Here is a 21,304-nt window from a genome sequence, read left to right as displayed (position 1 = left end):
CGAGCAGCTCAGGAGGCGCGGCGGCGGCGCCGGGCGACGCGGCCGCCGGCCTGCATGGCGCTGACGGTGCCGGTGGCCGGGTCGGTCAGGAAGCGGCCACCGATGATCCGGCGGCCGGTACCCGGCTCGCGCACCGAGAACGACCCGTCGCGCAGCAGCGCCAGCTCCGGGTAGACCTCGCCGTCGACGACGAGCACGGTGCCGCCGTCCGCGCGGACGTCGACCTCGTACTCAAGGTCGCCGTTGGTGTAGTGGCCGGTCAGGTCGGCGGCCGGGCGGGCGGCCCGGTCGAGGTCGCCGGGCAGCTCGTAGTCGCCGACGGGGAGGCCTTCGGCGCGCAGGGCGGCGACCAGGTCCGTCCACAGCGCCGAACCGGTGCTGCCGTTGGTGGTGAGCGCGACGACCCGCCCGTGCTCGGCGTCGATCCGCAGGTGGCAGGAGGTGCCGTCGGCGGTGCCGTCGTGGCCGGTCCAGTCCGCGTCGGCGCCGCGGTAGCCGGCCAGGCCCAGGCCCCAGCTGTCGGCCAGCCCGAACGGTTCCGCGCCCGGCACCGGACGGCGCATCAGCTCGAGCAGGTCCGCCGGCAGCGGGCCGTCGCCGTCGCAGAACATCCGGCCGAAGGCCGCGAGGTCCTCGGCGCTCAGCGCGAGCGCCCCGGCCGCCGCCTCGGCGGCGGTCAGGGTCTGCGCGACCGGCCGGGCGCGGCCGGTCGCCGCGTGCACGGCGTGCCCGCTGAGGTGGGCGCCGGTCCGGCGCCGCGCACCCGGCTCCACGACGAACGCGGCGTCGATGCCGAGTTCGCCGAGCAGCAGCGTGTCCATCGCCTCCCACCAGCTCATCCCGGTGATGGCCTCGACCACGTAGCCGACGAGCACGTACCCCACGTTGGAGTAGGAGAAGCCCAGCCCGGGCGGCTGCACGAGCCCGGCGTCGCGGCAGGCCCGCAGGTACCGGCGGGCCGACCCGGTCCCGTCGGCGGCGGCGCCGAGCGCGGCCGGCAGCCCGCCGGTGTGGCTGAGCACCTGCCGGATCGTGGGTCTGCCGACCTGCGGGCCGAGCCCGTCCAGGTGCTCCCCCAGCGGGTCGTCCGGGTCCAGGTCGCCGTCGGCGACGAGCAGCATCGCCAGTGCCGCGGTGAACGCCTTGGTGATGGAGCCGGCCGGGACCTTCGCCTCGGCGGTGCTCCCGCCGGCCGTGGCGGAGTCCGTCCGGGCGCCGTCGGCGACGACCAGCTGCGCGGCCGGGACGCCGTGCTTGTGGGCGAGCCCGGTGAGCAGCCGCTGCAGCCGCCCGTCGGCGGTGGAGCGCTGGCCCGGGACGTCCCGGACCACGGGTACGGATTGGGTGAACGTCGATGGCGAGGGCATGGGGGTGGGGCCTTCCGCGTGGGTTCGGTGGGGACGGCGGGGACGGCGGCTCAGCCGTCGGCGGCCATCTGGCGCTGCAGGCTCAGCGGCCGCATGTCGGTCCACACCTCGTCGACGTGGTCCATGCACTCCTGGCGGCCACCGCGGAAGCCGTCGGCGCGCCAGCCCGCGGGTACCTCGTTCGCCACCGGCCACAGGGAGTACTGGCCCTCGTCGTTGACCAGCACCTGGAATTCGGCGTCGTCCTGCATGGGTCTGTTCCTTTCCGTTACGGGGTCGGTTCTCAGTGGTCTTGGCCGGCGGCGAGCCGCTCGAGGTCGGCCAGGACCCGTTCTTCGACGAGCTCCGCCAGCGCCAGCACGGTGCCGGCGGTGAGCACGTCCTTCGGGGTGAGCTCGACGTCGAAGGCGGACTTCGTCATCGAGGTGATCCGCAGGCTGCGCAGGGAATCGCCGCCGAGGGCGAAGAAGTTGTCCAGGACGCCGACCCGGTCGAGGTCCAGTGCCTCGGCCCAGATGGCCGCGAGGACTTCTTCGGTCTCGGTCTCCGGCGCCGCGTACTCCGCGCTGTCCACCGGGACTTCCGGGGCGGGCAGCGCGCGCCGGTCGAGCTTTCCGTTGGCGGTCAACGGAAGCGCGTCGAGCGGGACGAAGGCGGCGGGCACGTAGTGGGCCGGCAGCGTGGCGGCGACGTGTTCGCGCAGGCCGCCGGCCGCCTCGCCGACGACGTAGGCGATCAGCCGCTGGCCGTCCGCGACCACGGCCGCGTCACGGACGCCCTCGTGCTTGCGCAGCACGGCCACGATCTCGCCGGGCTCGATCCGGAAGCCGCGGATCTTGACCTGGTCGTCGGCCCGGCCGAGGAACTCCAGCGTCCCGTCGGCGCGCCACCGCACCAGGTCGCCGGTGCGGTACATCCGCGTGCCCGGCGCCCCGAACGGGTCGGCGAGGAACCGCGAGGCGGTGAGCCCCGGCCGGTCGAGGTACCCGCGGGCGAGGCCGGCGCCGGAGACGTACAGCTCCCCCGCGACCCCGATCGGCACCGGCCGCAGGGCCGGGTCGAGGACGCGGACGCGCGTGTTGCGGATCGGACGGCCGATCGGCGGGGTGGCCCCGGGTTCGAGGGGCTCGCTCCAGGTCGCCACGACGGTGGTTTCGGTGGGCCCGTAGGCGTTGATCATCCGGCGGCCCGGCGCCCAGCGGGCCACCAGGTCGGCCGGGCAGGCCTCGCCGCCGACCACCAGGGTGCGGAACGCGGGCAGCTCGACGTCCGGCACGCTCGCCATGGCCACCGGCGGGACGAGGGCGTGGGTGACGCCTTCGTCGCGCAGCACGGCGGCCAGGTGGTCGCCGAGCAGCGGCCCGGGCGGCGGCACGACCAGCGCGGCCCCGGCGGGCAGCGCCATGCACAGCTCCAGCACCGAAGCGTCGAAACTCGGCGAGGAGAACTGCAGCACGCGATCGCCCGGCCGGACGTCGAAGTGGGCGATTTCGGCGCTCGAGAAGCTCGCCAGGCCGGCGTGGGTGACGACGACGCCCTTGGGCGTGCCCGTCGAGCCCGAGGTGTAGATGACGTACGCCGGTGCGGACAGCGGCACCGACCGGCCCAAGGGGGTGGCCGGGCCGTGGGCCTCTGAACCGTCCACCTCTGGGCCGTCGAGGACGAGCACGTCGTCGACGGGCAGCGGCGTGCCCGGCTTGGACACGACCACGACCGGGTTCGCGTCGGCGAGCATGAACGCGATCCGCTCGGGCGGGTAGTCCGGGTCGACCGGCAGGTAGGCGGCACCCGTCTTCAGCACGGCCAGCTGCGCGACCACGATCTCCACCGACCGCGGCAAGGCTAGCGCGACGATCCGCTCCGGCCCGGCTCCGCGGGCGGCCAGCATCCGGGCCAGCCGGTCGGCGCGTCCGTCGAGTTCGGCGAAGGTGAGCCGCTCCTCGCGCGAGACGACCGCGACGGCGTCGGGCGTACGGGCCGCCTGCGCCTCGATCAGCTCGGTCAGGGTGACCGGCGGAACCTCGTGGGCGGTGTCGTTGAACGCCACGAGGACCTGCTCGCGTTCGGCGGCGTCGAGGACGCCGAACTCCCGCAGCGGCCGGGCCGGGTCTTCGGCGATCGCTTCCAGCAGGTGTTCGAGCTGCCGGGCCAGCCGCTCGACCGTGCGCTCGTCGAACAGCGCCGGGTCGTAGCCGAGGCCGAGCGACAGGCGCGGGCCGGGCGCGGCCACGACGGTGAGCGGGTAGTTGGTCGTCTCCATCGCCTGCAGTTCGCGCAGCCGCACGCCGTGCGCCGCCACGTCGTCCGCGGTGACCGGGTAGTTCTCGAAGACCACGAGGCTGTCGAACAGGTTGCGGCCGCCCTCGACCCCGCTCCAGGCCTGCACCGCGGTCAGCGGGATGTGCTCGAACCGGCGCGATTCGGCCTGGGCGGTCTGCAGGCCGCGCAGCCAGCCGGCGACCGGGGCCGCCGGGTCGGCGGTGACCCGCACCGGCAGCGTGTTGATGAAGATGCCGGTGATGTCGTCGACGCCGGCCAGCCCGGCCGGGCGCCCGGACACGGTGGCCCCGAAGCAGACGTCGTCCTCGCCGCTGTGCCGGGCCAGCAGGAGCGCCCAGGCGCCCTGCACGACGGCGTTGACGGTGAGCCGCTCGCGCCGGGCGAACGCCGCCAGCCGGCCGGTCGCCGCCTCGCCGAGGTCGCGGCCGACCCACGTCGACGAGCTCGTCTCGTGGGCGAAGCCGGGCACGCGGTCGTACGGCAGCGGCGTCGGCTCGGTGACGCCGGCGAGCTCCCGGCGCCAGTACTCTTCGGCGCCTTCGGCGGTCTGGCCGCTCAGCCACGTGACGTAGTCCCCGAACGGCCGCCGGTGCGGCAGCGCGGGCGGCGTGCCGTCGCGCAGGGCCGCGTACGCGGTGCAGACGTCGGAAAGGACCTGGAAGACGCTCCAGCCGTCGAGCAGGACGTGGTGGAAGGTCCAGACGAGCTGGACGGCGTCGCCGGGCAGCCGGGCCAGCGTGACCCGCAGCAGCGGGGCCGCCGTCAGGTCGAACGGCCGCGCGCGGTCTTCGGCGAGCAGCTCGCGCAGGGCGGCCTCGCGGTCGCGGTCCCGCCAGTCGAGTTCGGTGACCGGCACCCGCGCTTCGCGGTGGACCACGAGCAGCGGCTCGGGGACGTCCTCCCAGACGACGCTGCCGCGCAGCACCGGCGTCCGGTCGACGACGTGCTGCCAGGCTTCGCCCAGCACCCGCGGATCGGCCACGCCGTCGAGGACGGCGGTGACCTGTTCGAAGTAGACGCCCTGGGACTCCTGGGACAGGCCGTGGAAGACCATCCCGGCCTGCATCGGGGTGAGCGGGTGGAGGTCGGCCACGCCGCGGCCGTCGCCGGCGATCCGGTCGACCTGCCGCTGGTCCAGCCGGGCCAGCGGGAAGTCGCTCGGCGTGCGCCCGCCCGCGCCGGGCTCGGCGCAGTGCGCGACGGCTTCGCCCAGTGCGGCCGCCAGTTCGGCGGCCAGCCGCTCCACCGTGGCGGCGGTGTGCGTGTCGCGGGCGTAGTACCAGGTCAGTTCCAGGCAGTCCCGGTCCACCCGGCCGACGACGTCGAGCAGGTGCGCCCGGCCGGCGCCCTCCCCGACCGCCGAGTCGAGGCTGCCGGCCGCGCCGTCGAGGCGGCCCAGGTAGTTGAAGCTGATCTGCGGCGTGAGCGCGGGCGCGGTCCCGGTGAGGTACCGCAGGGCGCCGTAGCCGACCCCGCGGCGGGGCACCGCGCGCAGCTGTTCCTTCACCGACTTGAGCAGCGGGCCCCAGCCGTCCCCGATCCGCAGCGCGACCGGGTACAGCGAGGTGAACCAGCCGACCGTGCGGGAGAGGTCGACGTCGGGGAACAGGTCCTCGCGCCCGTGCCCCTCCAGGTCGACCAGCACGCCGTCGCGGCCGGTCCAGCGGGCCAGCACCCGGCCGAGCGCGGCCAGCAGCACGTCGTTGACCTGCGTCCGGTAGACGCCCGGGACGTCCTGGAGCAGTGCTCGCGTCAGCTCGGCGTCCAGGCGGGTGGTCACCGTGCCGGCACCGTCCCCGGTGGCGTCGCTGTCGACCGGCAGGGCCGGGTCGACGGCGAGCGCGGTGCGCCAGTACGGCAGTTCGTCGTCGAACCCGCCCGCCTCGGCGTGCTCCGCGAGCCGGTTGGCCCAGTCGCGGAAGGACGTCGTCTTCGGCGGCAGCGGGCCGCCGCGGTAGGCGGTTTCCAGGTCCTCCAGGAGGATCCGCCACGAGACGCCGTCGACGACGAGGTGGTTGACCGTCAGCCGCAGGACGGCGGGCGCCAGCAGTTCGGCGGTGAGCAGCGGCCCGTGGGTCACGTCGATCCCGGCGCCCAGGAACTCGGCCGGCTCGACCGGCGCGTTCTCCTGGCCGCCGCCGGTGAACCGCATCCGGAGGGCGTCGTGGTGCCCGGCCAGGGTGGCCAGGGCCGCGCGCAGGGTGTCGACGTGGAAGGGCTCGGCCCGCTCGATCCGCACCGACTGCGTGAACCCGTCGGGGTCGCCGAAGTCCCCGGCGAAGAACCAGTGCTGGATCGGGGTCAGCGCGGCGGACCCGGTGACCGGGCCCTGCTCGGCCACGGTGACCGCGGCCGAGCCCGCGGCGACGGCCAGCGCGGCGACGGTCTGGTGGGCGAACAGGTCCCGCGGGGTGAGCGCGAGGCCGTGCCGCCGGGCCCGGGAGACGACCTGGATGGACAGGATCGAGTCGCCGCCGAGCTCGAAGAAGTTGTCCTCGACGCCGACGCCGGGCACACCGAGCACGTCGGCCCAGACCTCGGCGAGCACGCGCTCGGTCTCGGTGCGCGGCGGCACGTACCCGGCCGCCGGCTCCGCGGCGGGCTCCGGGAGCGCCTTGCGGTCGACCTTCCCGTTGGCGCTCAAGGGAAGCGCGTCGAGCGTGACGAACGCCGAGGGCACCATGTAGTCGGGCAGGTCGCGCTGCAGCCACCCGCGCAGGTCCGGCTGCCCGGCCGTCACGACGTAGGCGACCAGGCGCCGGTCGCGGGTGAGCACCACGGCCTCGGCGACCTCCGGGTGGGCGGCCAGTGCCGTTTCGATCTCGCCCGGTTCGATGCGGAAGCCGCGGATCTTCACCTGGTCGTCGGCGCGGCCGACGAACTCCAGCACGCCGCGGTGAGAACCGGGGCTTCGCCCCGGGCCGGGGGCTCCGCCACCCGGACCCCCGGAAAGCGGGTCGCGGGTCCAGCGCACGACGTCGCCGGTGCGGTACATCCGGGCGCCGGGCGCGCCGAACGGGTCGGCCACGAACCGGTCCGCGGTCAGGCCCGGCCGGCCGAGGTAGCCGCGGGAGACCCCGGCCCCGGCGACGAACAACTCGCCCGCCACCCCGGGCGCGACCGGCCGCAACCCGGCGTCCAGGACGTAGGCGGCCATGTTGTCCAGCGGCCGTCCGATGGGCATGGCGTCCGGGACCTCGTCGGCCGGCGCCACGAAGAACCGGCTGGCGAAGGTGGTCGTCTCGGTGGGGCCGTAGCCGTCGACGACGGTCAGCCCGGGGCAGGCTTCGCGCACCTGGCGCACGGCGGCGGCGGGGACGACGTCACCGCCGGTCCACACCTCCCCCACGCCGCGCAGGCAGGCCGGGTCCTCCTGCGCCAGCAGGCGGAACAGCCCGGCGGTCAGCCACAGCGCGGTGACCCCGCGCCCGGCGACGACCTCGCGCACGACGTCGGCGTCCACGTCGCCCGGCGGGGCGACGACCACCCGGCCGCCGCTCAGCAGCGGCACCCAGACCTCGTAGGTGGAGGCGTCGAACGCCTGCGGCGAGTGCAGCAGCACCGTCCGGTGCGCCGCGCCCGCGAACGAGCGGTCCGAGGCCAGGGCCACGATGTCGCGGTGGGTCACCGCCACGCCCTTCGGCTGGCCCGTCGAGCCGGACGTGTACATCACGTACGCCAGGTTTTCCGGGCGCACGGTGACACCCGGCACCGCACCGTGGCCGGTCTCGCCGACCCGGACCACCGGTCCGGTATGGACGTCCGAACAGGACCGATCGGAAATCACCACGGCGACGCCGGCTTCGGCCAGCACCAGGCGCATCCGGGCCGCCGGGGCCCGCAGGTCGACCGGCACGTACGCCGCACCCGCCTTGAGCACCGCCAGTTCGGCCACGACGACGTCGGCCGACCGCTCGAGCAGCAGCCCGACCCGGTCCTCGGCCCCGACGCCGAGCTCGGCCAGCCGGCCGGCGAGCCCGTCGGACCGGGCGGCCAGCTCGGCGTAGGTCAGGTCGTCCACCGCGAGGGCGTCCGGCGTCCGGCGGGCCTGCTCGGCGAACCGGCCGACGACCGTGGCTTCGGCCACCGGGTGGGCGGTGTCGTTGAAGGTCCGCAGCACGCGCTCGCGGTCGTCCTCGGTGAGCAGGTCGAGCTCGCCGACCCGGGCTTGGGGGTTCGCGCCGAGCCGCTCCAAGGCCAGCACGAGCTGCCCGGCCAGTCGCTCGATCGTGGCCCGGTCGAACAGGTCCGGGTCGTGGTCGAACGACACCGTCAGCCGCTCCCCCGGCGCGACGACGACGCTGAGCGGGTAGTTGGTCGGCTGCAGCTCGCCGTCCTCGTGCAGCCCGATCCCGTACGCGGCCACGGCTTCGGTGTCGAACGGGTAGTTCTCGAACACCAGGATGCTGTCGAACAGCGTGCTGCCGCCGGCCCAGGTCTGCAGCTGGGCCAGTGACACGAAGTCGAACCGGCGCGAGCGCGCCTGGGCCGCCTGCAGCTCCCGCAGCCAGTCCGCCACGGTCAGTCCGTCGTGGACGGTCACCGGCGCGGGCAGGGTGTTGATGAACAGCCCGGCCATCGACTCGACGCCGGGCAGCTCGGCGGGCCGTCCGGAGACGGTGGTGCCGAAGACGACGTCGGATTCCCCGCTGTAGCGGGACAGCACGAGACCCCAGGCGCCCTGGACGATCGTGTTGAGCGTCAGGCCGGCGCGCCGCGCCAGCTCCCGCAGCCCGTCGGCGGGTGCCGACACGCGGACCGACGCGGCGGACCGCGCGCGGTGCGCCTCCACCGGACGGCGGTCGTAGGGCAGCGGCGTCGGGGTCCGCAGCCCGGCGAGCTGCTCGCGCCAGTGGATTTCGGCGGCCGTGGTGTCCTGCTCGCCGAGCCAGCGCAGGTACTCGCGGAACGGCGGGCGGTGCCCGGCCCCGGCGGCACCGGCGTACCGCGCGCACACTTCGCCGAACACCTGCGCGGCGCTCCAGCCGTCGAGCAGCACGTGGTGGAACGTCCACAGGAGCAGGACGTCGCCGCCGGGCAGCCGGGCGAACGCCAGCCGCAGCAGCGGGGCCGCCGTCAGGTCGAAGCCCTCGGCGCGGTCGGCTTCGAGGTACCGCTCCTGCTCCCGGGCGCGCTCGGCGTCGTCCAGTGCGGTCCAGTCGAGGTGGACGACCGGGATCGGGACGGACCGCTCGACGACCTGCACGGGCTCGTCCAGGCCGTCCCAGACGACCCGGGTGCGCAGCACCGGCGTGTCCGCGACGACCTGCTGCCAGGCCCGGGCGAACCGCTCGGGGTCGGTGACGCCGGTCAGCCGCAGCCGCACCTGGTTGAGGTACGTCCCGCCCGCGCCGTCGACGAGGCTGTGGAAGACCATGCCGGACTGCATCGGGGTGAGCGGGTAGATGTCCTCGACCGTCCGGCCGTCGCCGGCGAGGCGGTCCACCGCGGCCTGGTCGAGGCGGGCGAGGGGGAAGTCCGACGGCGTGCGGCCGCCGGCGTCCGGCCGGGCGCAGTGCGCGACGATCTCGCCGAGCGCTTCGAGGAGGGCCTCGGCCAGCCGGCGCACGGTCGCTTCGGTGTGCACGCCGTCCGCGTAGTGCCAGGTCAGTTCCAGCTCGTCGCCGACCACCGCACCGACGACGTCGAGCTGGTGCGCGCGGGTCTGCTCGGGGTGCGCGGCGCCGCCCAGGCCGCCGCCGTGGTCGAAGCGGCCCAGGTAGTTGAAGCTGATCCGCGGTTCGAGGCGCGGGGCGGTGCCGGTGAGGTGACGCAGGGCGCCGTAGCCGAGGCCGCGGCGGGGAATCGCGCGCAGCCGTTCCTTCGTCGTCTTCAGGGCTTCGCCCCAGTCCTCGCCGGAGGAGGTCAGCTCGACCGGGAAGATCGAGGTGAACCAGCCGACCGTGCGGGACAGGTCGACGCCGGGGAACAGGTCCTCCCGGCCGTGGCCTTCGAGGTCGACGAGCACGCGGTCCCGGCCGGTCCAGTCCCGCAGGACGCGGCCGAGCGCGGTCAGCAGGACGTCGTTGACCTGCGTCCGGTACGCGCCCGGCACGTCGTGCAGCACCGCGCGGGTGGGTCCGGCGGGCAGCCGCACGACCACCGAGCGGGCCGCGCCGTAGGTGTTCTCGCCGTCGGCGTCGACCGGCAGGGCCGGGTCGGCGTCGATCGCCGTCCAGTGGGCGAGTTCGTCGTCGAAGAAGCCGTCGGCGGCGTGCCGGGCCAGCGTGCGGGCCCAGTCGCGGAACGACGTCGTCTTGGCCGGGAGTTCGCCGCCGGCCAGCAGGGTTTCCAGGTCCTCCAGCAGGATCCGCCACGAAACGCCGTCGACGACGAGGTGGTGCGCGGCCAGCGTCAGCGTCGTGCCGGCCAGCTCGGCGCGCAGCAGCGGCCCCCGTTCGAGGTCGATGGTGGCGTCGAGGACGTCCACGGCGTCGGGCGCGTGGTGCTGCCCGTCGGCGGTGAAGCGCAGCCGCAGGACGTCGTGGTGCAGCTGGAGATCGCGCAGCGCGCGGCGCAGCACCGCCGGGTCCGGCGCGGCGGGCAGCTCCACCGAAACGGACTGGACGAACTGCTCGGGGTGCACCGGCCGCGGGTCGAGGTACCAGTGCTGCACCGGCGTCAGCGGCACCGCACCGGTCACCGGGCCGGCGTCGGCGGCGGCCGCGGCGGGAGCGGCCGGGGTGGCGGCGAGGGCGAGCGCGGCGACGGTCGGGTGGTCGAAGACCTGGCCCGGCATCAGGTCGAGGCCGGCCCGGCGGGCCCGGGAGACGACCTGGATGCTCAGGATCGAGTCGCCGCCGAGCTCGAAGAAGTTGTCGTCGGCGCCGACGCGCTCCACCCGCAGCACCTCGGCCCAGATGCCGGCGAGCAGCCGTTCGGCGTCGGAGGCGGGCGCGCGGTAGCCCAGCCCGGAGACGAAGTCCGGGGCGGGCAGCGCCCGGCGGTCGACCTTCCCGTTCCGGTTGAGCGGCAACGCTTCCAGCGGCACGAACACGGCCGGGACGAGGTAGTCCGGCAGCGACCGCAGCAGGAACTCGCGCAGGTCCGGCGTCCCGGTCGCGACGACGTAGGCGGCGAGCCGCTTGGACCCGCCGGACTCCGCCGCGACGACGACGGCCTCGGTCACCTCGGGGTGCGCGGTCAGCGCGGTCTCGATCTCCCCGAGTTCGACGCGGAAGCCGCGGATCTTCACCTGGTCGTCGGCGCGGCCGACGAACTCGAGCACCCCGGCGCGGGTCCACCGCACGAGGTCACCGGTGCGGTACATCCGCGCGCCCGGCGCGCCGAAGGGGTCGGCCAGGAACCGTTCCGCCGTCAGCCCCGGCTGCCCGAGGTAACCGCGGGCCAGCCCGCTGCCGGCCAAGTACAGCTCGCCGACGGCACCCGGCGGCACCGGCCGCAACCCGTGGTCGAGGACGTGGGTCGAGGTGTCGTCCAGCGGCCGCCCGATCGGCAGCACGTCCGGCACCGGCTCGCCCGGGGGCAGCGGGAACCGGGTGGCGAACGTCGTGGTCTCGGTGGGCCCGTAGACGTCCACCACGGTGAGGCCCGGGCAGGCTTCCGCGACCTGGTGCACCGCGGCCGGCCGGACCACCTCGCCGCCGGTCCACACCTCGCGGACCCCGCGCAGGCAGCCGGGGTCCTCCTGCGCCAGCACGCGGAACAGCCCCGCGGTGATGAACAGCGCGGTTACACCGTGCGTGGTGATCGCGCGGCGCAGCACGTCGGCGTCGACGTCCCCCGGCGGGGCGACGACCACCCGGCCGCCACCGAGCAGCGGCACCCACAGCTCGTACGTCGAGGCGTCGAAGGCCAGCGCGGAGTGCATGAGCACGGTCCGGTGGGCCGGGTCGGCGAAGGCCCTCTCCCGGGCCAGCCCGACGACGGCCCGGTGGCTGACGGCCACGCCCTTGGGCGTGCCCGTCGACCCCGAGGTGTACATGACGTACGCCAGGTTTTCCGGCCGCAGCACGACATCCGGCGTCTCGGTCGGCTCGTCGCCGACCTCGTCGACCGACACCACGGGTCCACTGTGGACTTCCGCCGCGAGCGCCCGGCCGTCGTCGTCGGTGACGAGCAGGCGGACGCCGTCGAGCAGCGCCGTCAGCCGGCTGCGGGGCGCGCGGGCGTCCAGCGGCAGGTAGGCGCCGCCGGCCTTGAGGACCGCCAGTTCGGCGACGACGACGTCGGCCGAGCGGCCCAGCAGCAGCCCGACCAGTCCGTCCCGCTGCGCCCCGAGGGCGAGCAGGCGGTGGGCCAGCCGGTTCGCGCGGGCGTCCAGCTCCGCGTAGGTCAGCGTTTCCGCGCCGGTGACGGCGACCGCGTCCGGCGTGCGGCGGACCTGCTCGGCGAACAGCGACGGCACGGTCGCGTCCGGGTGGTCCTGCGCGGCGCCGGTCCCGAGGTCCACGACCTCCTGCTGCTCGGCGCCGGTCAGCATGCGCAGCCGGGCGAGCGGCTCCTGCGGCCGGGTCGCGAACTCGGCCAGCAGGGTCTGCAGGTGCCGGGCGAACCCGGCGACCGTCTCGGCGTCGAACAGCTGCGGGTCGTAGCCGAACAGGAACTCCAGGCGCTCCGGCCCGGGGTAGGCGACGACGCTGAGCGGGTAGTTGGTCGTCTCGACGCCCCGCAGGTCGCGCAGCCCGAGTTCCGCGGTGACCGGGTAGTTCTCGAACACCAGCAGCGTGTCGAACTCGCCGCCCCAGTTCTGCAGGCGCGCCAGGGAGAGGTGGTCGAACCGCCGGGCCTCGGCCTGGGTGTCCTGGAGGGCGCGCAGCCAGTCCACGGCCGCCGCCCGCTCGTCGACGTCGGCGACGACCGGCAGCGTGGTGATGAACATGCCGGTGATCTCGCCGGCCCCGGGCAGTTCGGCGGGCCGCCCGGCGACCGTGGTGCCGAAGCAGACCTCCGGCCGTCCGGTGTGGCGGGCCAGCAGCACCGCCCAGGCGCCCTGCACGAGCGTGTTGAGGGTCAGCCCGTGGCGCTGCGCGGCGGTGCGCAGCGGCCCGGCGGGCAGCTCGACCCGCAGCGACGCCGTCGATTCGACCGGGTGGCCGCCGGGCGCGCGGTCAGTGTGCAGCCGGGCCGGCTCCGGGCGTCCGGAAAGCCGCTCGCGCCAGTAGGTTTCCGCCGCCGGTCCGTCCTGTTCGGACAGCCACCGGACGTGGTCGCGGAACGGCCGCCGCGTCGGCAGGTCGCGCCCGGCGTGCGCCGCCGCGACGTCGGAGAGCACCTGGAAGAGGCTCCAGCCGTCGAGCAGCAGGTGGTGGAACGTCCAGACCGCGCGGACCTCGGTCGCCGAGACGCGCGCGAGCAGCAGCCGCATCAGCGGGAGCGCGCCCAGGTCGAGGCCGGCGTCCCGGTCGGCCGCCAGCACGGCGTCGAGGTCGGCGGGCTCGCTGGTCCAGTCGCGGTACTCGATCGGCACCCTGACCTGCCGGTGGACCACCTGCACGGGCTCGTCGAGGCCGTCCCAGACCACCCGGGTGCGCAGGACCGGGGTCCGGTCCACCACCCGCTGCCAGGCGCGGCCCAGCGCTTCGAGGTCGGGGACATCGCTCTGCACGAACGTCACCTGCTGGAGGTAGGCGTGCCGGCCACCGCCGGTGAGCCGGTGGAACAGCATGCCGGCCTGGGCCGGGGTCAGCGGGTAGATGTCCTCGACGTCGCGGCCGTCGCCGGCGAGCCGGTCCACCGCAGCCTGGTCGAGGGCGGCCAGCGGGAAGTCCGACGGCGTGCGGCCGCCGGCCCCCGGTCGCGTGCAGTGCTCGACGATCCCGGCCAGCCCGTCGACGAGGTCGCCCGCGGCCGCGCGGATCGTGGCCTCGTCGTGCAGCTGGTCGGAGTAGAACCAGGAGATCTCCAGGCAGCCGTCGGTGACCCGGGCGACGACGTCGACGGCGTGCGCGCGGACGTCGGCGGGATTCTGCTCGAGTTCCAGCTCCCGCTCGAGGCCGCGGTAGAGCTCGCCTCCGGCCTCGAAGCGGCCGAGGTAGTTGAAGCTGAGCCGGGGCGTCACCGCGGGCGCGGTTCCGGCGAGGTGGCGCAGCACGCCGTAGGACAGGCCGCGGGCCGGGATCGCGCGCAGCTGCTCCTTGACGGACTTCAGCCGGGCCGCGACGTCGCCGTCCGGGACGTCGAGCGCGACCGGGAACAGCGAGGTGAACCAGCCGACCGTGCGGGACAGGTCGACGTCGTCGAACAGGTCCTCGCGGCCGTGGCCTTCGAGGTCGACCAGCACCGTCCCGGCGCCGGTCCAGCGCCGCAGGGCCCCGCCGAGCGCGATCAGCAGCACGTCGTTGACCTGGGTGCGGTAGACACCCGGGACGTCCTGCAGCAGCGCCCGGGTCAGCTCGGCGTCCAGGCGGGTGGTGACCGTCCGGGTGCTCCCCACCGTGCCGTCGCCGTCGGTGTCCAGCGGGATCTGGGCGCCGTCGACCGTCCGCCAGTACGGGAGGTCGCCGTCGAAGGAGTGCCCGGCGAGCCGGGCGGCCCACTCCTGGAAGGACGTCGTCCGGGGACCGAGGTCGCGTCCGTGGTAGGCGTGGTCGAGGTCCTCCAGCAGGATCCGCCACGAGACGCCGTCCACGACCAGGTGGTGCACGGCCAGGCGCAGGGCCGTGCCGGTGAGTTCGGCGCTGACCAGCGGGCCGTGTTCGACGTCGATCTCCGCGCCGAAGACGTCGGTCTCGCCGGGTTCGGCGTGTTCCTGCGTCCAGCCTTCCGCCGTCTTGCGGAAGCGCAGCCGGAAGGCGTCGTGGTGGGCGACGACCGCGTTCACCGCCGCCCGCAGCCGGTCGGCGTCGACGCCGTCGGCGAGCCGGACGGTCAGCTGCTGGACGAAGTGGTCCGGGTCGGCCGGGTCGGTGTCGAGGAACCAGTGCTGGATCGGGGTGACGACCGCCTCGCCGCTCGCCGCGGGCCGCTCGGCCGCAGGTGCTGCGGGCTCGGCCACGCCGGCCGCCGCGGCGAGCGCGGCGATCGTCTGGTGCCGGAAGACGTCCTTGGTCGTGATCCACAGGCCGGCCTTGGCGGCCTCGGACACGAGCCGGATGCTGAGGATCGAGTCGCCGCCGAGCTCGAAGAAGTTGTCCTCGACGCCGACCTCGGGCAGGCCGAGCGCGTCGGCCCAGATGGCGGCCAGCAGCCGTTCGGTCTCGGTGCGCGGCGCGACGCGGGTGGTGCCGCCGGTGAAGTCCGGGGCGGGCAGGGCGCGCCGGTCGAGCTTGCCGCTCGGGTTGAGCGGCAGCCGCTCGAGCGGCACGAACGCCGACGGGACGAGGTGGGCGGGCAGCGAGGCGCCGAGGAACTCCCGCAGGTCCGCCGGGGCGGCGGGGACGACGTAGGCGACCAGGCGCTGGTGCCCGGCGTCGGTGCGCGCGACGACGACCGCCTCGGTCACGTCCGGGTGCTTGCGCAGCGCGGCTTCGACTTCGCCGGGTTCGATCCGGAACCCGCGGATCTTGACCTGGTCGTCGGCCCGGCCGAGGTATTCGAGCTCGCCGCGGGCGGTCCAGCGCACGACGTCGCCGGTCCGGTACATCCGCATCCCCGGCTCGCCGAAGGGGTCGGCCACGAACCGGCCCGCGGTCAGGCCCGGCCGGCCGAGGTAGCCGCGGGCCACGCCGGCGCCGCCGAGGTGCAGTTCGCCCGGGACGCCGACGGGCACCCGGCGCATCCCGCGGTCGAGCACGTACGCGCGGATCCCGGCGATCGGGCGGCCGATCGGCGGCGTCCGGTCGGTGTCGTGGTACCACGCGGTGGCGTACACAGTGGACTCGGTGGGCCCGTAGATGTTCGCGATCCGGCTGTCCGGCAGGGCTTTCCGGATGTCGTGCAGCGCGTGCAGCGTGAGCGCTTCACCGGCCAAGACCACAGTGGACGGCCGCACCGACACCGCACCCTGGGCCAGCAGCTGGGCGAACGCCGAAGGCACGCCGCTGACCAGCCCGACCGGCCGGCCGTCCTGCTCGCCCTCGCCGAGGGCCAGCACGTCCCGCACGACTTCGACGGTGGCACCGGTCATCAGCGGCGCGAAGACCTCGAACACCGAGACGTCGAAGTTGAGCGACGTCGAAGCGACCACGGTCGACCCGGGGCGGAAGACGTCCTCGAAGTCGCGTCCGGCCCAGGCCATCAGGTTCGCGGCGCTGCGGTGGGCGATCACGACGCCCTTCGGGCGGCCGGTCGAGCCGGACGTGTGGATCACGTAGGCGGGGTGGTCCGGGTTCGTGGCGCGGGCGAGCGGCGTGTCCGCCCGGGCGTCGAGCAGGGCGGGGTCGTCGAAGGCGAGGGCGGGCACCGAGCCGGGGCCGCGGCCGTCCGGGGTGAGCAGCAGGGCCGGGGCGGCGTCCTCGAGGATCAGCTCCTTGCGGTCGGCCGGGTAGGCCGGGTCGACCGGCAGGTAGGCGGCGCCGGACTTCAGCACCCCGAGCAGGGCCACCAGGATCCGCTCGGTGCGCGGCAGCGAAACGGCGACGAACCGCTCGGGCGCGGCGCCCCGCTCGACGAGGACCCGGGCGAGCCGGTTGGCCTGCGCGTCGAGCTCCCGGTACGTCAGCGAGCGGCCTTCGCAGACGACCGCGACCGCGTCGGGGGTGCGGGCGGCCTGGGCCTCGAACAGCTGCGGCAGCGTGGCGGCCGGGGCTTCGAACACCGGCCCGTGCGACAGCTCGGTCAGGTGGGCCAGTTCGGCGGACCCCATCAGCGGCAGTTCGGCCACCGGCCGGTGCGGCCCGGCGACCACCGCCTCGGCCAGCGCCCGCAGGTGCCCGGCGAAGCGGTCGACGGTCGAGGCGTCGAAGAGCGCGGTGTCGTACTCGATCGCGAAGCTGCGACCCTGCGGCTGGAACTCCAGCACGAGGTCGAACCGGGCCCGGGGGCGGGGCAGGTCGTGCTCGCCCAGGCGGAGGGCGCCCGCCTCCCGGGGCCGGACCAGGTCCTGCTGCAGTACCAGCAGGACCTGCACCAGCGGGGTCCGGCTCGGGTCACGAGCCGGCCGCAGGTCGTCGACGACCTGGTCGAAGGGAACTTCGGCGGCGGCGAAGGCCGCCAGCGTCGTCTCCTTGACCCGGTCGAGGAAGTGGTCGAACGGCTCGGCCGGATCGACCGCGGACCGCAGGACGAGGGTGTTGACGAAGAACCCGGCGAGCCGTTCGAGCTGGTCGTGGTCGCGGCCGGACACCGCGGTGCCGACGGCGACGTCGTCCTGCCCGGTGTAGCGGGCCAGCAGCACCTGGACGAGCGCGGTCAGCGTCGTGAACAGCGTCGCGCCGGTGTCGTGGCCCAGCTCGGCGAGCTGCCGGGCGAGGTCCGCGGGCAGGGCGTACCGGCGGATCGCGCCCTCGGCGGATCGCACCGGCGGGCGGGGCCGGTCGGTGGGCAGGTCGAGCGGTTCGAGGCCGGCGAGCTGCGCGCGCCAGTAGCCCAGCTGCTGCTCCCGCAGCGAGCCGGCGAGCCGGTCGTGGTGCCAGCGGGAGTAGTCGCGGTAGCCGATCTCCAGCGGGGCGGGCTTCTCCCCCGCGTACAGCGCGGCGAACTCGTCGACCAGCAGGCCGACCGACCAGCCGTCGGTGATGATGTGGTGCTGGCACAGCAGGAGCAGGTGCTCCTCCTCGCCGCGGCGGATCAGCGTGGCCCGCGTGAGCGGCCCGGTCGTCAGGTCGAAGGGACGGTCCAGTTCGGCCGCGAGCTGCGCGTCCAGGTCCGCCTCGGCGTCGGCCTCCTCGAGCGGGATGGTGCCGTCGTCGGCGACGACCTGGACGCCCTCGCCGTCGACGGTCCGGAACGTCGTCCGCAGCGACTCGTGCCGTGCGGCGAGCGCGTCCAGGGCGGCGCGCAGCGCGTCGCGGTCCAGCGGACCTTCGAGGGTGAGGCCGACCCCGGCGTTGTATTCGGTGCTGCCGGGGTTCTGCTGGTCCATGACCCACAGCCGGCGCTGGACCGGCGACAGCGGCACCACGGCGTCGTGGACCGCCGGCTCGATCCGGCCGGCCGGGGCGCCGCCGTCGGGCAGCAGCTCGGCGAGCTTCGCGATGGTGCGGGCGTCGAACACGACCCGCGGGGAGAGTTCGGCGCCGAAGCGGGCGCGGATCCGGGCGAGCGCGCGGGCCCCGAGGATCGAGTCGCCGCCGAGTTCGAAGAAGTCCGCGTCGACCCCGACGTCCGGTACGCCCAGCACGTCGGCCCAGATCTCGGCGAGGGCGTGCTCGGCCGGGGTGCGGGGCGCGGTGTGGGCGGCGCGGACCTGGGCCTGCCAGTCGGGTTCGGGCAGCGCGTCGCGGTCGAGCTTGCCGTGGTGGGTCAGCGGCATCGCGTCGAGCACGACGAAGGCGGCCGGGACCATGTACGGCGGCAGCCGGTCGGCCGCGGCGGCGCGCAGGTCCGCCGGATCGGCGTCCCCGGCGAAGTAGGCGACCAGGCGCTTGACGCGGTCCTCGCGGGCGACGACGACGGCCTCGCGGACGCCTTCTTGCTGCAGGAGCAGCGCCTCGATTTCGCCGGGTTCGATCCGGAAACCGCGGATCTTGACCTGGTGGTCGGCGCGCCCGACGAACTCCAGCTCGCCGTCGGCCGTTCGGCGGACGATGTCGCCGGTCCGGTACATCCGGGCGCCGGGGCCGCCGAAGGGGTCGGCGACGAACCGGCTCGCGGTCAGGCCGGGCCGGTCGAGGTAGCCGCGGGCCAGTCCCGGACCGGTGACGTAGAGCTCGCCGGTGGCGGCCGGGCGCAGGGCCTCGTCGAGGACGTAGGCGGTGGCGTCCGGCAGCGGGTGGCCGATCGGCGGCGTGCCGCCGGGGACGAGCGGATCGCTCCAGGTGGCCACGACGGTGAACTCGGTGGGACCGTAGGAGTTGATCATCCGGCGCCCGGGCGCCCAGGTCCGGACCAGTTCGGGCGGGCAGGCGTCCCCGCCGACGATCACCGTGCGGAAGTCCGGCAGCGCGTGCTTCGGCAGCGTGGCCAGCGCGACGGGCGGGATGAGCGCGTGGGTGACTCCGTGTTCGGCCAGGACGTCGGCGAGCCGATCGCCCAGCAGCGGGCCCGGCGGGGGCACGACCAGCGCCGCCCCGTGCGGCAGCGCCATGCCGAGCTCGAGGACGGAGGCGTCGAAGCTCGGCGAGGAGAACTCGAGGACCCGGTCGCCGGGGCGCACGTCGTAGTGCTCGCGCATGGCGGCGAAGAAGCCGGCCAGGCCGCGGTGGGTGACGAGCACGCCCTTCGGCACGCCGGTCGAGCCGGACGTGTAGATCAGGTAGGCCGGGTGGTCGAGGTGCAGGGGGCGGGTGCGGTCGGCGTCGGTGGGGTCGGCGTCGGTGTCGGTGTTGCTGTCGGCTTCGGTGTCGGTGTTGTCGAGCAGGCCCGGTTCGCCGAGGTCGAGGGTGGTGCTGCCGGGTCTTTCGCGGGTGGTTCCGCGGGTGACCACGAGCACGGGGTCGGCGTCGTCGAGCACGAAGGAGATGCGCTCGGCGGGCTGGTCGGGGTCGACGGGCAGGAAGGCGGCACCGGCCTTGGCCACCGCCAGCTCGGCGACGATCAGGTCGGCCGACCGCGGCAGGACGAGCGCGACGACCCGCTCCGGGCCGGCCCCGTGCCGGATCAGCAGCCGCGCCAGCCGGTTCGCCCGCGCGTTGACCGCCGCGTAGGAAAAGGTGCCGTCGGCGCCGGTCAGCGCCGGTTCCGCCGGGGTGCGCGCGGCTTGCGCTTCGAACAGCCCGGCGAGGGTACGCGCGGGGACCGATCTGTCGTCGTCGGCGTCGGGAACCGAGACGTCGTATCGCGGCATTGCAGGAACCTTTCGAGCACGGATGAGGTCAGCGCAGGCGCGTCCGGGCGCTGGGAGACGACACGCAGGTGAGGCCGGTCGCCAGGAATACCGGGCCCCGCCCGGCGGCTTCTTGCCACTCGTTCAACAAATCCGCCCGGGGTGCCCCCCACCGGGCGAACCTGCAGGAACGAGCGCGTGACACATTGATCCTTTCCACCGTTGACAGCCGCGCGGCGACCTCGGAAACAGTTCCGTTTTCGGCGGCACCCCCGCTGTGCCGATTAGGCCCCAGCGACCGCCGAACGCTCGCGACAACCGGCGTTCTTCGTGCAACAGGTCGGTCACCCGGCAGTCAAGAGCCCCCAAGACCAGCCGGATTGGCATCACGCTACCCAGAGAACGCGTTGCTCGTACCGCCGAACGGAGCATTGGCGAAAATGTCCAAAAATCGCGCAGGTATACCCGGACAGCGAGTAGTACGGCGTCGGTTATTGTTCACTCTTCTGCCGGAAAATGTTACCTCGATTGGGAGGTTTGACTTTACTGCAGGGCGCCTACCTGCGAAGACCCCATCGTCACCCGGGTGACGGCCGGCCCGGCGGCGCGCAGTAAGCAAGTTTTCGGCAGTTGTGCTTCAGCTTACTGCACGTCACCCGTTTGGCGGGTAACGCGGAAGAGAAGCCCAGATCACCGAAATGATCGATCGAAGACCCTCCAGGAGCAGATCCTTCGCGGGGGTCGTCAAGCGGACAAAGGTGACGCGGGAATGCGTGGGACGCGGTTTGAACGGTCGCCGGCTTGGGCACTCGGGTCGGTTGTGTTCTGCGGAACCGGAAGGTTAACGTCCTCTTCCGCGGTGGGGCGCCCTGATGGACGGGAGCGCCCCGGTGGAGCGGGTGCCCGTTCGGTGGCGGCGCATGATGGTGGAGATCCGGTGCGGCGGTGTTCGCCCGGCGGCGCTCGCACCCACCTCCGCGAGACGGGCGGCCGTCACGGCCCACGCCTGCGAAACCAGACGGGACCGGGCGGCCTCCGCAGCCCGCCGCAAGGCCAGCGCCCCTCGCAGCCCACCCCCGCGTGACTAACCGGACCGGCGCCCCACCTCGCGAGCCCAGCGGAACCAGTCGCCCTCGGAGGTCGCTGCCGCAAGACCGGTGAGCCTCGCGGCCCCCTGCGGGGCCAGCCGGGCCGGCGGCCGCCGCAGCCCACTCGCAAGGCCAGCTCCCTCGCAGCCCACCGCCGCGGAACCAATCGGACCGGCGCCCACCCCCGCGAAACCCTCGGGGCCAGCCGCCCTCGGAGGCCACCCCGGCGGGGCAAGCGAGACCGGCGGCCCTCGAAGGTCACCCCCACGGGACCAGCGAGACCGGTGCCCCTGGCAGCCCTCCCCCGCGAGACCCTCGGGACCAGCAGCCCGGAAGCCACCGCGACGGGCCAACGGCGGCCGGAGGACCTCGGAACCCACCCGGCGGACTGGTGCCACCCGGCGCGCCCGGAGGCCACCGGGCAAGAGTCGGCGAGCGACCCGCGAGCCCCCACTGCCCCTCCAAACCCGCGGATATCCCCCAGCGGGCGGAACTCCCGCGCGATCGATGCAGAGCAGCGCAGAGTCACGAGCCCGGCAGGAAGCCAGCAACCAAACCGCAAGGGCCGAGCAGCCAACCCGGCCCACCGGGCACGCGAGTCCCCCCAGCGGCAGCCGCGGGGTCGGCAGACAAGCGGCACTGGGCCGACCACCCTCACCCTTTCCACACCCCCGCACACCGCCCAGACTCCGAACCCCTCGCCACCTCCGACAACATTCCCGCAACGCAAAAAGATCAGAACCCACCCAACCCCGTCCGGAATGGACGTCCACAGTAGACCCCCACCGACCCGCACCAGCACC

The 21,304-nt window shown here is 74.6% G+C and carries 3 protein-coding genes; all 3 read right to left on the bottom strand.

What is annotated here, in order from left to right:
* Positions 1-8 precede the first annotated feature (8 nt).
* On the bottom strand, positions 9-1,331 hold the full coding sequence (locus ACLJPY_RS26200) for a serine hydrolase domain-containing protein (protein ID WP_410592313.1): 1,323 nt from the start codon (positions 1,329-1,331) through the stop codon (positions 9-11).
* A gap of 86 nt (positions 1,332-1,417) precedes the next feature.
* The gene (locus tag ACLJPY_RS26195; RefSeq protein ID WP_013224966.1) at positions 1,418-1,618 is read right to left on the bottom strand and encodes an MbtH family protein; all 201 of its coding nucleotides are present in this window, start codon (positions 1,616-1,618) and stop codon (positions 1,418-1,420) included.
* 32 nt (positions 1,619-1,650) lie between these two features.
* Positions 1,651-19,434, bottom strand: coding sequence for a non-ribosomal peptide synthase/polyketide synthase (locus ACLJPY_RS26190; protein WP_410592312.1), 17,784 nt, complete (start codon positions 19,432-19,434; stop codon positions 1,651-1,653).
* Positions 19,435-21,304: the final 1,870 nt, after the last annotated feature.

It is taken from the genome of Amycolatopsis sp. lyj-23 (genome assembly GCF_046549135.1).
Classification (GTDB): Bacteria; Actinomycetota; Actinomycetes; order Mycobacteriales; family Pseudonocardiaceae; genus Amycolatopsis.
This window is presented reverse-complemented; position numbering and strand designations above follow the sequence as displayed.